Source organism: Dactylosporangium sp. CA-139066, from assembly GCF_050936175.1.
Lineage (GTDB): Bacteria > Actinomycetota > Actinomycetes > Mycobacteriales > Micromonosporaceae > Dactylosporangium.
Window position 1 is genome coordinate 4,469,249 of record NZ_JBNJNH010000001.1, and the last position, 14,855, is coordinate 4,484,103.

Sequence of the window (14,855 nt, forward strand, 5' to 3'; positions counted from 1 at the left end):
TGCGCCGCTCGACAGCGTGGAGCCGCCATCGTGATCAATCCGTAGCGCACGCCTGGGCGAGAAAGCGGGTGAGAAGGCGGCCGGGCGGGAGTAAGCCCGCGCAGTTGGGAAGGGGACGGACGGCGTTCGTGTACCCGCCACCGGCCCGCCCCGGCGTCGACCTGCGCGACGGGCCTGCTCGAGGTGCCCGGCGCACGCGGCGGCACGAGCGGGCCCCGCTGGTTACCAGCAGGAGCTCACCCTCGTCATCACTGACGGCCGCGCACGAACGCCAGCCCCCGCGAAGTGGTGGGCGAGCGGTCGTCCCCGCCCACGTGATCACCCCAGCGGAATGTCCGCGTGCCAGTACCGCTGCGTCGTGTCGTTACTGGCCATGACGACCAGGCCGGTTGTGCTGGTGACCGACTGTTTGGTCGAGGTCACGTTGTTCAGGTGCGGCGACTGCGCGTCTCTGATGACCGGCGTACCCCGGCCGAGCGGGAAGGAGACGTTGTCCATCGGGGAGCTCTTCATAAAGATCGTCCCGTTAGATCCTGAGAAGGGGCACCCGGAGTCCGGCGCAGTCATGAACACGTCGATGATCTGGTGCTCGGAGTCGAGCATGACGATCGGCCGGGTGTGGCAGTCGCTGAGGCGGCCGATCGGGTAGCTCGCCCAGTCGCCGGTCGAGGGGTCCCGCACCAGGAGCATGATCTGTGGCGCGGACGCTGAGCCGCCGACGTCGTCCAAGCTGGTCTTGACCGCCGCGTAGACGCGCCCGGACTGGTCGGCCTTGAGGTTGATGTGGTCGTCGGCGGAACCGGCACCGCTGAGCACCGTACTGGTCGCCGACCAGGTTGCCGCCACCGCACCGTCGGCGTGGGTGGCGAAGTACATCGCCGAATCGACCTGGTTGCTCCACATCACGCCGATCTTGTGGTCGCCCGTGGCCACGATGGACGAGATGTCGTCGGGGTCCAGTGACGCTGCGCCGGCGACTGGGAGCAGGAACGGCGTGCCCCACGTCGTGTCGCTGCCCGTGGTGGCGTTCACGTAGACCTTCGACGCTTGAGTCCAGGTCGCCCACAGGACGCCGGTGGAGTCCTTGTCGATCGTCAGCGTCTCGCTGGAGTAGTTGTCGATCTGGACCGGGAACCCGGTGTCGAGGGTGTACGTCCTGGTCGCGGGGGTGTAGCTGTAGCGATAGAGCCGGGCTGGGTTGCCGGACGTGGCCCCGGTGGACGAACTGGCCGTCACGTGGGAGGCGACATAGAGGTGGGTACCGTCCCACAGGGTGTCGGAGTGCGACTTCGCCCTGTTGTCGCTCTGCGTGCCGGTGTCGATCCAGGTCTGCATCGACCGATCCAGCCGGAAAATGTGGTTGGTCTGGCTGACCGTGTCGAACAGCACTGCCCACCAGCCGCCGTCGTTCCACCACAACTTGCTCTCCGGCTTCTCACCGGTCGCTGCCGCCCCCGGTGTCGCCGGCCCGGCAACACCGATGCTGCCCGCCACGCTGGTGGTGAAGACGGCGTCGGAGCCGTTGCTGGTGCCTGCCGAGGTGGTCGCGACGAGCCTGTAGTGGTACGTCGTGGACGCAATCAGGCCGCTGAGATCGGCCGACACCGGGGCCGCGGTGGTGCCGGACCCCGCCGAACCGTCCGGTGAGGGCGCCCGGTTCCCGTAGGACGTGGTGGTGCCGTACTCAAAGTGATATGCGGTGGTCAATCCGTTGGGGTTGATCGTGCCGGCGATGGTCGCGGTGCTGCTGGTAACACCCGTGGCGCTACCGGTCGCCACCGACGGCCCCTGCGCTTGGCCGCTCGGCTTGATGTTTGCGGCAAAACTCACCTGCACCGACGTACCGCCGGACTCCGTACTCGAGTAGGTAACCGGGCTACCGGTGGCGATGACACCGTTGGAGTCATTGGTCTCGAGTGTGGCCTGGGCTGATGTGGCGGCTCTGATATCGGAGCGTTCGGTCAACCCCGCTCCCGGCGTCCACGTCTCGGAGGCGCGGGAGGCAAAGGCCGCGAAGCCCCAACTACCGGCCACCGTCGGCGTGAAGGCCGGGGCGGTGTGGGTGGTGGTATTGGACCCACCGGCTTCCACTTTGTAGCCGTACTTCTCGAAGGGATAGACGCCATTCGTCATGTCGATTGTGGTGTCGGCGCCGGAGTACGCCAGCACGGTGATCACCATGCCGGCGGGCGGGCTCGAAAATCCCCACGTGCCGGACTCCGTTCCCCCCACCGCCGCCTTCACAGCCACCACCAGATGCGAGCCGGTGGTGATCGAGACATCGAACAGCTCACCGGGAATCTTGGTCCAGCCGGTCGGCGCGGTGTTGGCGAGGTCGGACAACCCCGGAGTCTTGTACGACAACGACGCGATCAGCAGGTCACCGGCCATCGCCGCGCTGGGAGTATTGAACGCCTTGGAGACAACGCTGCCGGTGCTGTCGGTGGTGCTGACCGGCGCGCCCCGCAGGGCCACATTCGTGGCATCGACTGCCGTAACCGTCGAGGCGGCGGCGTGCGCGACCTGCAAGTTCGCGACGTTGCTGACCACGACCACCACAACGGCCGTGGCGACACGTTTCCAACCGAGTCTCATCATCGTGAGCCCCGGACTGATGTGCCCGCGCGGGCTCGCGCTGCGGAATCTCGGCCACGATCAGCGCTGCGGGGGCGCACCAACGTTACCCGCCGGCGCGGTAATCGACGGGATGCCGTGCCCGTATCCATGGCGCCTCCATGTGACGAGGCCTCAGGCGGCTGCCGCGACCACATCGCTCGAACGAGGCGTTCCTGCGCATCACAAGGTGACGTGAGAAGCGCGTCCAAACAATGCGGACGCTTCGACTCGCGAGTATGAATCCCCGTGCCCCGTCCCGGTAGTGATGTGTCGCCGACGTGACATGCCATGTTCAGGGGCGATAGGATCGATGGCCTGCTGCCATCCGCCCGGAGGTCTTCGGCGAGCCCCGGGCCGTCGCCTGGAGGACCCGTGCGTCCCGTACCGCCGAAGCCGTGTGCGGCATGACCAACCGCACCCGAACCCGCCCAGCCGCCGCCCGCCCCGCGGGCCGCTCCTCCGTGCCGCGCTGGGTCTACCCGGCCCTCGCCGTCGCCGTGGCCGTCGGTGCACTGCTCGGTGCCGTCACCGCCGACCCGCGCACCGAGGCCCAGAAGCGCATCGATGCGATGCAGGCCGCCGAGGTACAGCGGGACGCCGACCAGGTGGTCGCGCTGACCGACCAGGCCCGCCGCGTGCGCGAGTTGCTCGGCTCGGCGCTCGACGGCCTGTACACGGCCCTGCCGCCCGGCGCGACCCCCGGGCCGCCGGCCTCCGCGGCCCAGGTCGACGGCTGGAAGGCGGCCACCCGCCAGGCCGCCAAGGACTTCGAGAACCCGCCGTCGGCCGGCACCGCCGTCAACGTCGCCCGGTCCGGACTCGCCGCCGGAGCGCGCCAGCTCGACCTCGCCGTGGACACCTACGCCGCGGCGCTCAAGGCCGGCGACGACCAGCGCCCGGCGCTGCAGGCCCTGGCGTCGCGGCAGCGCGACAACGCCATCGCCAGCTGGTCGATCGGCGCCACGCAGCTGGACCAGCTCAACATCGACACCGGTCACGGCCACCAGCACGTGTTCCTGCCCAGCGCCCCGGGCCAGGGCGCGATGACCGCCGACGGCGCACGCGAGGGCGATTGAATAACGCTGCTACGGTCCCGGCACATGATCGGATCGGGCCGACGTGACGGACCGGCAGTACTCCTTGGCCGCGCACCGGCGGGACACGGTCCTCGCGCTGTTGCGCCCCTTGCATGGTGGGGCCGCGTCGCTGGTGGCGGAGGCGTCGCTCGGGCATGACTGGGCTCCGGTGACGCGGTTGACGTTCGACCGCGACCTGCCCGGCGTCGGCCGGACGGTGGTGGTCAAGACACGCCGGGTGGACGGGGCCGGTCACGGTGGCCCCGCCCACCTGCGGCGTGAGGAGGCAGCGTTGCGGACGGCCGCGCCCACCGGGGTCACCGCGCGGTTGATCGCCTCCGACCAGGCCGCGGGTGTCGTGGTCACCACCGATCTCGGGGACTGGCCGACGCTGGAGAGCGTCCTGCTCGGCGCCGATGCCGGCGCCGCCGCGCGAGCGGTGGTGGAGTTCGGCGTGGCCGTCGGGCGGCTGCACGCCGGCACGCGCGGCGCGGGTGAGGGGTACCGGCAGGCGCTGGCGGGTCTGGGCGCGCCGGATGCGGATGCCGGCCCCGCACTGCCCTGGCCCGGTGTGGACAGGTGGCGGGACGTGGAGGTCGTGTGCGCCGAGCTGGGCCTGCCGGACGCGCGCGCCGCGGCCGGTGACGCCGCGTTCGTCCAGGATCGGATCGCCGACGCCGGGCCGTTCGCGGCGCTGACGCACACCGACCTCAATCCCGGCAACGCGCTGGTGACGCCGCACGGTGTGCGGATCGTGGACTTCGAAGGCGCGATCTTCGGGCATCTCGGCTTCGACACGTCGTTCCTGCACTTCCCGTTCCCCACCTACAGCGCCCACTGGGCGACGCTGCCCGACAGCGTGGTGGCCGAGGCCGATCGTGCCTACCGCCGCGAACTGGCCGCGGCCGTGCCCGGTGACATCCTCGGAGGCCTTGACCAGGCGCTCGCGGTCGGTGCGGCGGCGGCCCTTGCCGTTCGGGTGCAGCGGCTGCCGCTGCTGGCCGCCGCCGGCCAGCCCGCGCAAGCCCGCTGGCGCCGCCGGGTGCAGCTCGTGCAACAGATCCAGGTGTTCACCCGGCTCGCCGAGCGGGCGGCGACGCTGCCGGCGATGGCGGACTGGTTCGCCCGGCTGGCCGACGCGATGTCGGCCCGCTGGCGGGACGCGACAGCCCCGCCGCCGGCGACGTTCCCCGCTTTCCGGTCGGCCAGAGATCGATGACGCTCAGGGTGGCCGCCGGCGCCGCCGGCCGTGACAGCCTCCCGATAGACATCGAAGACCTCCTCCACGGGCGCTTCACCGTCCGGCGTCGATCCCACGCTGCCTCTTGATTGCGCCTCGTTGACCTGGTACGAATGCTCAACTCAGAACTTAGGTTCATGTATATGAACCATCTGACGGGCCGGAGGGTCACACATGGATGAGCGGCGCCCGAACCCGGGTTTGTTCTTGACCAGCACGTCGATCTCCCGTCGGAGCCTGCTGCGCGGCGCGCTCGCGGCGGGCCTGACCGTTCCCACGGCATCGCTGTTCGCTGCGTGCGGCGGTGCGTCCACCCCGAAGACCAACGACACTCCCGGGACGCTGTCGATGACCGCCTGGGAGGCGTACCCGGACCAGATCCGCACCCTGCTGTCGTCCTTCAAGGACCAGTCCGGCGTGGGCGTGGATCTGTCCCTTATCCCGAACGTCGGCTACGGCCCGGCCCTGCAGACGCGGCTGCAGGGCGGCCAGGCGATCGACGCCTTCTACAACTTCGCCTACGCCTCGACCAAGTACGTCGACGCGGGCTGGGCCGGAACGCTCAACAAGTTCGCCGGCGTCGAGGACATGCTGGGCGACATGTTCCCCGCCTCGGCGGCCCGGCACCGGCTCGCGGACGGCCGAATCATCAGCGTCCCGTACTTCTCCGCGGTGCACAGCCTCATGTACAACCAGAGCCACCTGCAGAAACACGGCATCAGTGCACCTCCGACCACGAAGGAGGAGGTGTACGAGCAGTGCAAGAAGCTCAAGGCCGCCGGGGTCGCCAGTCCGTACGCGGGCTACTGGACCAAGCAGTTCCTGGAGGAGTACTTCCTCGTCTACCTGCTGGCCGACGGGATCACGCCGTTCGACGCCAAGGGTGCCCCGGTCTTCGCCGACGACGCCAAGACGCTCAGCGTCATGGAGTGGTGGAAGGCGATGTACCAGGAGGGACTGACGTCCAAGGAGGTGCTCACCGCCGACCCGGGCGCGCACGTCACCGCGATGGCGCAGGGCAACTCCACCTTCTACACGCTGCACCACTACTTCCTGCAGATCATCCGCACGACCGAGGGGCCCGAGTCGAAGAACGTCACGATCTCGTACCGCCACCCCGGCATCACCGGCAAGACGCTGCAGATCGGTGAGGTCATCCAGATCGGGGCCACGGCCGGCGGCGCCCGGGCCGAGGACGCCTGGAAGCTGCTGAAGTTCTACGGCTGGAAGGACGAGGCCGGCAAGTACTCCACCTTCACCTCCTGGGCGAAGGCGGCGGCGCTGCTCGGCCCGTACCCGGGGCTGTTCAAGGACAAGGACTTCCTGGCCGCGTTCCCGGACTACTACGAGATGCCGAAGCTGGAGGACGCCTTCGCCAACCAGAGCGACGTGGTCCCGGCCCGGGTCGCCCCGTGGTACGCCTCGTTCCAGGTCAAGGTCGGCGACCGGCTCCAGGCGATGCTGCTCGGCCAGGCCGGCATCAAGGACACCGTCGACGGGCTCGCCGCGGACGCCAAGAACCTCGCCGCCGCGGGCAGCTAGAGCATGGCCGCAAAATCGGTGCGGGCCCGGGCCGATGCCCGGTTCGGGCTCGTCCTCGCCACCCCGGCCCTCGTCTTCGTGCTCGGTCTGGTCGCCTGGCCGGCGATCCGCACGACGATCTACTCCCTGCAGAAGGTCACCTTCGCCGGGCAGGAGCGGTGGGCCGGGCTGGCGAACTTCAAGACCCTGTTCGCCGACAAGCAGTTCGTGCACGCGCTCACCACCACGGTGCTGTACGCGGTCGGGTTCCTGCTCGTCTCGACGCTGCTGGGCCTCGCCTTCGCGCTGCTGCTCAACACCGGCTTCCGCGGCCGGTGGCTGGCCCGCAGCCTGCTCATCGTCCCGTGGGCGTGTCCGTGGGTGATGGTCGGCATGATCTGGAAGTGGTTCGTCGACGGCGAGGTCGGCGCGCTCAACGGCGCCCTCGCCCTCGTCGGCCTCGACGGCGTCTCCCCGCTGTCGGACAGCACCGGCGCCCTGGTCGTCGCGATCCTCGCCGGGGCCTGGCGGCAGGCGTCGTTCACCGGGCTGCTGTTCCTGGCCGGGCTGCAGACGATCCCGCGCGAGCTTCCGGAGGCCGCGATGGTCGACGGGACCAACGCCTGGCAGCGGCTGCGGCACCTGACCCTGCCCTGGCTGCGGCCGGTCATCGTCGTCGTGGTCATCATCAACACGATCTTCGGGTTCATGCAGTTCGACACGATCTGGGCGCTGACCCAGGGCGGCCCGGGCGACGCCACGTCGGTGCTGTCGATCTACCTGTACCAGCAGCTGTTCGTCTACACGAACACCGGCCTCGGCTCGGCGACGGCCGTCGTCCTCGGCGGGATCGCGCTGGTGCTCGGGTTCGTGTTCGTGAAGCTGCTGTACCGCTCGAGCACGATCACGGAGGGCGTGGAGTGAGACGATCAAAACTCGCCTCGGCCGGGATCTACGCCGGGTTCGCGCTGTTCCTCGTCTGGATCCTGTTCCCGCTGTACTTCACCGTGCTGAGCAGTTTCATGGGGCCGTCGGAGATCGGCGCCAAGCCGTTCCACTGGTGGCCGCACGACCCGACGCTGGCCAACTACGTCGCCATCTTCACCGGCAACAGCGCGCCGTTCTCCACCGGGCAGGACGGCGGGATCGTCTCGAGCACCGACGCGGTCGCCCGGCTGATGCCGGCGATCGTGCGGAGCCTGGTCGTCGGTGTCGTCGTGGTCGCCAGCAACCTGGTCATCGCCGGTACCGCCGGGTACGCGTTCTCGCGGTACGAGTTCCGCGGCTCGCGCCTGGCGTACCTGCTGCTGCTCGCCTCCCGGGTGGTGCCGGCCATCGCGATCGTGCTGCCGTTCTTCGTCGCGTTCCGGCAGCTCGGGCTGCTCAACACGTCGCTGGCCCTGATCATCAGCTACAACGCGTTCACGCTGCCGTTGGCGATCTGGCTGCTCAAGACGTACTTCGACAGCGTGCCCAAGGAGCTGGAGGAGGCCGCCGAGGTCGACGGCGCGTCCCGGTTGCGCTGCCTGCTGGTGGTTGTCACCCCGATCGCCCGGCCCGGGCTGATCGCCGCCGGCCTGCTGGTCTTCCTGGAGGCGTGGAGCGAGTTCTTCTACTCGCTGGTGCTCACCAACGCCCTCACCGTCCCGCCGGTCGTGGCCGGCCTGCAGAACCTCCAGCAGTTCTCCTGGACGACGCTGGCCGCGGCCACCATGTTCACGGTCGTCCCGCCGGTGCTCATCGCGCTGGCGTTTCAGCGGTACATCGTGACCGGCCTTGCCGCAGGGAGTGTGAAATGATCGAAAGTCTTGCCGGGAAGGTCATGACCGTCCTCGGGCCGATCGAGCCCGAGGACATGGGCAACACCCTCAGCCACGACCACGTGCTGGTCGACGGGTGGGGACTGCGCCAGCTGTACGAGGCGATCCTCGACGACGAGGAGATCGCCGTCGAGGAGCTCCGCCGGTTCGCCGCGGCCGGCGGCCGGACGATCTGCGACCCGACCAACATCGGGCTCAAGCGCGACCCGCAGGCCCTGCGCCGGATCAGCGAGGCCAGCGGCATCAACATCGTGATGGGCGCCGGCTGGTACCGCGAGGTCGTCTACCCCGGCTACATCACCACCGACAGCACCGAGGCCCTCGCCGACCGCCTCGTCGCCGAGGTCACCGACGGCGTCGACGGCAGCGGCATCCGCCCCGGCTTCATCGGCGAGATCGGCACCGAGCGCGGCCACATCACCCCGCACCAGGAGCGGGTGTTCCGCGCCGCGGGCCGGGCCCACCGCCGCACCGGCTGCCCGATCATGACCCACACCACCCACTGGGGCGAGCTGGCCCTCGAGCAGCTCGACCTGCTCGCCGAGGAGGGGGTCGACCCGGCCCGCGTCATCGTGTCGCACCTGGGCGACCGGCGCGGGACGAAGTGGTGGCTGCCGATCGCCGAACGGGGCGCCTGGCTCAACATCGACAACCTGGCCTTCGTGCAGGGGTACGCGCCCCTGTCGTTCCGGGCCGACAACGTCGCCGAACTGACCGCCATGGGACTGGCCGGGCAGCTGATGCTGTCCAACGACATCTGCGAGCTGGGCCAGCTCGCCGCGTACGGCGGACCGGGCTACGCCAACGTGATCGAGACCTTCCTGCCCATGCTGCGCGACCGGGGAGTGTCCGAGGAGGACATCCACCGCATGACGGTCGCCAACCCCGCCCGGGCGTTCGCGTACGCGGCGGCGCCCGCCACTGAACCTGGAGAACAACCATGAGCACAACAGCAGTCGTGGTCGGCGCGGGTCGCGGCATCGGGCAGGCGATCGGCGAGGACCTCGCCCGCGCCTGCCCCGGCGACCGGCTGGTCCTCGCCGACATCGACGCCGAGCTCGTCGAACGCGTCGCGGCCACGCTGCGGGTGCAGGGCGTCGAGGCGACCGCCCGCCACGTCGACGTCACCGACGAGAAATCGGTGCAGGACCTGGTCGCCGAGACCGCCGAGGCGGACAAGGTCGCGATCGCCGCCGGGGTCTTCGACAGCTCACCCACCCTCGACGTCACCGTCGCCGACTTCGAGCGCATCCTGCGGGTCAACGCCGTCGGCTGCTTCGACGTGGCCCGCCGCTACGCCGCCGGCATGGCCGCCCGCGGCAGCGGGTCCATCGTGGCGGTCGCCTCCGTCGCCGCGCGGATGCCCCGGATGCGGCAGGCCGCCTACGCGGCGTCCAAGGCCGCCCTGCGCCAGTCGTTGCGGGTCCTCGCCCTGGAGGTCGCCGGCAGCGGGGTCCGGGTCAACACCGTCTCGCCCGGGCCGACGGACACGGAGATGATGCGGCAGCTCGCCAGCGACCACGCCTCCGTCGACGACCTGGCCGACGGAAGCCTGCCGGCGTTCCGCCCCCGGATCCCGGCCGGCCGGGTCGCCCGCGGCAGCGACGTCGCCTCCGTGGTGCGCTTCCTGCTCTCCGCGGACAGCTCCCACATCCTGCTCGGCGACATCGTCGTCGACGGCGGCGAGCTGCTGGGCATGTGAGGAGCGACGTCATGATCAGGCTTGGCATCGTCGGTGCCGGGATCATGGGCGCCAAGGTGGCGGCGACCGCCGAAGGGCTGCCCGGGGTGCGAGTCACCGCCGTCGCCGACCCGGTTGCCGAACGCGCCGCCGCGCTGACCGGCCGGTCGGGCGGCCTCGCGTTCGCCGGCTGCTCCGAACTGCTGGACTCCGGCGCGGTCGACGCCGTCTACCTCGGGCTGCCCCACGACGGCCACGCCGACGCCTGCGTCGCGGCGGCGGCAAGCGGCGTCCACGTCCTGATCGACAAGCCGCTGTGCAACAGCGTCGCCGAGGCGGACCGGATCATCGCGGCCCGGGACGCGGCCGGCATCGTGCTCATGGTCGGGTTCAGCTACCGGTTCCGGGCCGAGTGGCTCGCGGCCCGGACGCTGGTCGCCGACGGCGTGATCGGGGAGCCGCTGTCGGTCACCGACGTGATCGTCGAGGCGACGCCCGACACGCCGCCCTGGTACTGGGACGCCGGCCGCGGCGGCGGGATCCTGCAGCTGCAGGCGCACCACTGCTTCGACCGGCTGCCGTGGCTGGTCGGCGTGCCCCTGGCCGAGCTGACCTGCCGCACCACCGGCCTGGCCGGGGAGGCCGAGTCGGCGGCCGCGATCACCGGGACGTTCGCGTCCGGCGCGGTCGCCGGAATCTCGCTGTCGTTCGGCCGCACGCACGGGGCCGGCCCCCGGTCGCTGACCGTCGTGCAGGGCAGCGCCGGGCAGCTGCGGATCGAGCAGGGCGGCACGCTCGCCGTGTCGTCCACGGCGGGGGAGCGGGCCGAGTCCTACGCCGGCGACGACTGGCTGCACCGGCAGCTCTCGGCGTTCGTGGCGGCCTGCTCCGGGCCGGAGCCCGCCGTCCCGGCCGCCGAGGACGGGCGGCTGGCCGTGGTCTGCGCCGCCGCCGCGGCCGAGTCCGCCCGCACCGGACAGCCGGTGAGGCTGTCATGACCGGGTTCGTGCTCCGTGGCGGCCTCGTCTGCGACCCCGAGGCCGGCACCCTGGCCCCGGGGGACGTCGTCGTGCGCGACGGGCGGATCGCCGGCAGGGCCGGCCCGGCGGACCGGGTCGTGGACGTGTCGGGGCTGGTGGTGACGCCTGGGCTGGTCGACCTGCACACGCACGTCTTCGTCGGCCAGGACCTCGGTGTCGATCCGGACGTGCTCGGCCCGCCCAGCGGGGTCACGACCATGGTGGACACCGGCAGCGCCGGCGCGCACCTGTTCGGGGCGTTCGTCCGCGGTACGCTCGAACAGGCCCGCACCCGGATCGGCGCGTTCATCAACATCTCCACCGTCGGCACCACGAGCATCCTGCTCTCCGGAGAGCTGAAGACCCTCCCGTACGTCGACCCCGCCGCCTGCCGCGCGGCGATCGCCGAACACCGGCAACGGATCATCGGCGTGAAGGTCCGGGCGTCCGCCGACGTCGCCGGCGACAACGGCGTCGTCGCCCTGGACCGGGCTCGCGAGGTCGCCGACGCCGAGGGGCTGCCGCTGATGGTGCACCTCGGGCCGCCGCCCGCCTCGCTGGCCGACATCCTGGCCCGGCTCGGCCCCGGCGACATCCTCACCCACTGCTTCACCGGCCTGTCCGGCACCCCGTACACCGAGCACGGCCGGGTCGTCGACCTGGTCCACGAGGCCCGGCAGCGCGGCGTGCTCTTCGACGTCGGGCACGGCATGTGCGGCTTCGACCTGGAGCAGGCGCGGGCCGCGGTCGGCGCCGGGTTCCTGCCCGACACGATCAGCTCCGACCTGCACACCTACTCGCGGCCCATCGTCGGCGGCCTGCCCGACGTCATGGCGAAGTTCCTCGGGCTCGGCGTCGCCCTGCCCGAGGTGGTCCGCCGCACGACGGTGGCGCCGGCCCGGGTCGCCGGGCTGGACGGCGCCGGTGTCGGGACCCTCCGCGCCGGTGCACCGGCCGACGTCGCGGTCCTGCGGGTGACCGAGGACCCGGCCCCGGCCGTCGCGGCCGTGCTGACCGTCCGGGGCGGCGAGATCGTGTACCGCGCCGAACCAATCTGAAAGGGGCATCGACACATGGACATCTATACGGAACTGGGCGTGCGCACCATCATCAACGCGGTCGGGCCGGCCACCCGGCTGGGCGGCCTGCCGCTGTCCGACGACGTCGTGGAGGCGATGCGGGCGGCGGGCGCACGCAACGTACGCATGGACGAGCTCCAGGAGGCCGCCGGCGCCGAGATCGCCGCCCTGCTCGGCGCGCCCGCCGCCTACGTCACCAGCGGCGCCGCCGCGGCCCTGAGCCTCGCCACCGCCGTCTGCCTCGCCGGCGACCGTCCAGCGGCCATCGACGTGCTGCCCGACGTCGCCGGGCCCCGCCGCCGGGCCATCATCCAGCGGGCCCACCGGGACCCCTACGACCACGCGCTGACCGCCGTCGGCGCGGAACTGGTCGAGATCGGCTACCCCGGATCGACGCGCCCCGACGAGCTCGTCCGCGAGCTCGACGAACGGGCCGCGCTGGTGCTGTGGCGGCCCGGCCGCGGCGGCGACCACCTCGGCATCGCCGAGGTCTCGGAACTGGCCCACCGCGCCGGTGTGCCGGTGCTCGTCGATGCCGCGATGGACGTACCACCCCTGGCGAGGCTCGCGGAGCTGCTCGACGGCGGCGCCGACCTGGTCGCGATCAGCGCCGGAAAGGCCTTCCGGGGCCCGCACACCGCCGGAATCCTCTGCGGCCGGGCCGACCTGGTCGGCGCGGTCGCCCTGCACCACCAGGACATGGACATCCGGCCCAGCACCTGGCAGCGCTCGGAGATCACCGGCGCCGACCCCGTCCGCGGCCGGCACGGCATCGGCCGGGGCATGAAGGTCGGCCGCGAACAGATCATCGGCCTGCTCGTCGCCCTGCGGGCGTTCGTCCGGGACCCGGACGCCCACCACCGGCACGGGGCGCAGGAGCTGGCCGACATCCGGGCCGCGCTGGAGGCCGACGCCCGGTGCGCGGTCCGGGACGGCTACGAGCACCACCTCGACGTACCGGTCCTCGAGATCGACCTGTCCGCGTCCGGTCGCGACGCCGATGACGTCGTGCGGGAGCTGGACCGGGGCGCGCCCCGCATCCACGTCGGCGAGGACCGCGCCTGGCAGGGCGTGCTCGTCGTCAACCCGATGGGACTACAGCCCGGCGACGGTGCCGCGCTGGCGAAGCGGCTGATCGAGGTACTCGACCAATGACGGGCCCATGGCGGCTGGCCGCGGCGCCGGTGGCCCGCATGCCGCTCGTGGGAACGGCGGCGTTCTTCGGCCGCAACGACCACGACTTCTACGACCTGTGGTTCTACGTCTGGCTGGTCACCGACGGCGAGCGGACCGGACTGATCGACACCGGCCTGCCCATCGGCGACGCCGACCGGGCGGCGCTGGAGAAGGCCAATCAGGCCCTGGACCCGCGATGCGCGTTCCACGACGTGCGGCTGCTGCCGGAGGCCCTCGACGTGCTCGGAGTCCGCGGCGAGGACGTCGACTTCGTCCTGCTCACCCAGACGGTCACGTACCACACCGGCGGGCTCCTGCCGGGCCTGCTCCCGCGCGCCACGATCTACGCCTCGTACGCCGGGGTACGGGAGATGTTGTGCGCGCCGCCGGGGCACCCGCCCACCGAGTTCTACTTCACGAGCGGCACCTGGTCGTTGCTGCGGGACCTGGCGGTCGCCGGGCGGCTCGTGCTGACCGACGGGCCGGTCACGGTGGCGCCCGGGCTGGAGTTCGAGACGACCGGCGGCCACCACCCCGGGTCGGCCGGCGTCCGGGTCCGCTGCGCCGACGGCGTGGTCGGCCTGCTGGAGACGGCGTTCTTCGACCGCAACATCGCCGAGGAGCTCCCGATCGGCATCGCCGAGGACGCCGCCGCGTGCCGCCAGTCCATCAAACAGTATCGACGCGTGTGTGATGAGGTGGTGGCGTTGCACGACCCGGGCAACGCGGCGCGCTTCCCGATCGAACCTGGGCGGGACAGCCGGTCACATCTCAGCACGCAAGGAGGCCAGCGTCATGACCGCCACCCGTAACACCCCGCCGAACGTCCAGTCCGCGACCGGCGTCAAGTCTGCCGAGCGCGCGCTGGATCTCATGGAGTACCTGGCCGCACACCGCTCCGGCGCAACGTTCCCGCAGATCAGCCACGACCTGGGCTTTCCCAAGAGCAGCCTGCACGCACTGCTGGGCACGCTGGTGAGCCGCGGCTGGATCCATCTGGATGAGGAACAGCGGCGCTACCGGATCGGCGTGCGGGTCTGGGAGACCGCGCAAAGCTTCGACTACCTGGACAGCCTCGCCCAGCGGGCCGAACCGCACCTGCGGGCGGCCCGCGACGAGCTCAACGAAACCGTGCAGCTCGCCGTGCTCGACGGCATCGACAACGTCTACATCGCCAAGGTCGAGGCCGACCATCCGCTGCGGCTGGTGTCCCGGGTCGGGATGCGGCTGCCCGCCTACGCCACCGGCCTCGGCAAGGTGCTGCTGGCCTACCTCGATCCGGCGGACCTGAAGGCACGCCTCGAGGGCGTGAGCATGCGCAAGTTCACGCAGCACACCGTCACCACGTGGCAGCAGCTGCTCGAGCGGGTCCAGGACATCCGTGAGCGCGGCTTCGGCGAGGACGACGGCGAGTACACCCCCGGGGTCTTCTGCGTCGCCGTACCGGTCAGGGACGGCACCGGGCGGGTGGTGGCCGCGATGAGCTGCTCCATCCCCCGGGTCCGGCTCGGTGACGGGCCGGCGCACCGCGACCACCTCGTGAGCTCGCTGACCCGCCACTGCGACGCGATGTCCCGTGACCTCGGCTGGCGCGGCGGTGACCAGTGACCAGTGTTCGTCCACATCA

At 71.2% G+C, this 14,855-nt stretch carries 13 protein-coding genes; 12 read left to right on the top strand and 1 reads right to left on the bottom strand.

Annotation, left to right across the window (positions count from 1 at the left end):
* Window positions 1–318 precede the first annotated feature (318 nt).
* Window positions 319–2,550 carry a hypothetical protein gene (locus ACQEVU_RS20405; RefSeq protein ID WP_433325781.1) on the bottom strand — a complete coding sequence of 744 codons (2,232 nt, stop codon included), beginning with the start codon at window positions 2,548–2,550 and terminating at the stop codon, window positions 319–321.
* Between the two features lie 470 nt (window positions 2,551–3,020).
* Here ACQEVU_RS20405 and ACQEVU_RS20410 point away from each other — a divergent pair, with 470 nt between their 5' ends.
* From ACQEVU_RS20410 to ACQEVU_RS20465, 12 genes are all read left to right on the top strand, one after another.
* Window positions 3,021–3,692: a hypothetical protein gene (locus ACQEVU_RS20410; protein WP_433325783.1), complete on the top strand. Its 672-nt coding sequence runs from the start codon at window positions 3,021–3,023 to the stop codon at window positions 3,690–3,692.
* Between the two features lie 43 nt (window positions 3,693–3,735).
* Window positions 3,736–4,911, top strand: a complete 1,176-nt coding sequence (locus tag ACQEVU_RS20415) for a hypothetical protein (protein ID WP_433325785.1) — start codon at window positions 3,736–3,738, stop codon at window positions 4,909–4,911.
* A gap of 228 nt (window positions 4,912–5,139) precedes the next feature.
* Entirely contained in the window at window positions 5,140–6,474 is a 1,335-nt protein-coding gene (locus tag ACQEVU_RS20420) for an ABC transporter substrate-binding protein (protein ID WP_433325787.1), read from the top strand.
* A gap of 3 nt (window positions 6,475–6,477) precedes the next feature.
* Window positions 6,478–7,377, top strand: coding sequence for a carbohydrate ABC transporter permease (locus ACQEVU_RS20425; RefSeq protein WP_433325789.1), 900 nt, complete (start codon window positions 6,478–6,480; stop codon window positions 7,375–7,377).
* Window positions 7,374–8,252 carry a carbohydrate ABC transporter permease gene (locus ACQEVU_RS20430; RefSeq protein WP_433325791.1) on the top strand — a complete coding sequence of 293 codons (879 nt, stop codon included), beginning with the start codon at window positions 7,374–7,376 and terminating at the stop codon, window positions 8,250–8,252. The genes ACQEVU_RS20425 and ACQEVU_RS20430 overlap by 4 nt, the downstream gene beginning before the upstream one ends.
* Entirely contained in the window at window positions 8,249–9,217 is a 969-nt protein-coding gene (locus ACQEVU_RS20435) for a phosphotriesterase family protein (RefSeq protein WP_433325793.1), read from the top strand. The genes ACQEVU_RS20430 and ACQEVU_RS20435 overlap by 4 nt, the downstream gene beginning before the upstream one ends.
* Window positions 9,214–9,975 (top strand): SDR family NAD(P)-dependent oxidoreductase, encoded by a 762-nt coding sequence (locus ACQEVU_RS20440; protein ID WP_433325795.1) that lies wholly within the window; start codon window positions 9,214–9,216, stop codon window positions 9,973–9,975. Before ACQEVU_RS20435 ends, ACQEVU_RS20440 begins: the two co-directional genes overlap by 4 nt.
* An 11-nt stretch (window positions 9,976–9,986) precedes the next feature.
* The gene (locus ACQEVU_RS20445; protein ID WP_433325797.1) at window positions 9,987–10,952 is read left to right on the top strand and encodes a Gfo/Idh/MocA family protein; all 966 of its coding nucleotides are present in this window, start codon (window positions 9,987–9,989) and stop codon (window positions 10,950–10,952) included.
* A complete protein-coding gene (locus tag ACQEVU_RS20450; RefSeq protein WP_433325799.1) occupies window positions 10,949–12,031 on the top strand; it encodes an amidohydrolase family protein in 1,083 nt (360 codons plus the stop codon). Before ACQEVU_RS20445 ends, ACQEVU_RS20450 begins: the two co-directional genes overlap by 4 nt.
* A gap of 15 nt (window positions 12,032–12,046) precedes the next feature.
* Entirely contained in the window at window positions 12,047–13,207 is a 1,161-nt protein-coding gene (locus ACQEVU_RS20455) for an aminotransferase class V-fold PLP-dependent enzyme (RefSeq protein WP_433325801.1), read from the top strand.
* Window positions 13,204–14,040, top strand: coding sequence for a hypothetical protein (locus ACQEVU_RS20460; RefSeq protein WP_433325803.1), 837 nt, complete (start codon window positions 13,204–13,206; stop codon window positions 14,038–14,040). Before ACQEVU_RS20455 ends, ACQEVU_RS20460 begins: the two co-directional genes overlap by 4 nt.
* Window positions 14,024–14,836, top strand: a complete 813-nt coding sequence (locus ACQEVU_RS20465) for an IclR family transcriptional regulator (protein ID WP_433325805.1) — start codon at window positions 14,024–14,026, stop codon at window positions 14,834–14,836. Before ACQEVU_RS20460 ends, ACQEVU_RS20465 begins: the two co-directional genes overlap by 17 nt.
* Window positions 14,837–14,855 lie beyond the last annotated feature (19 nt).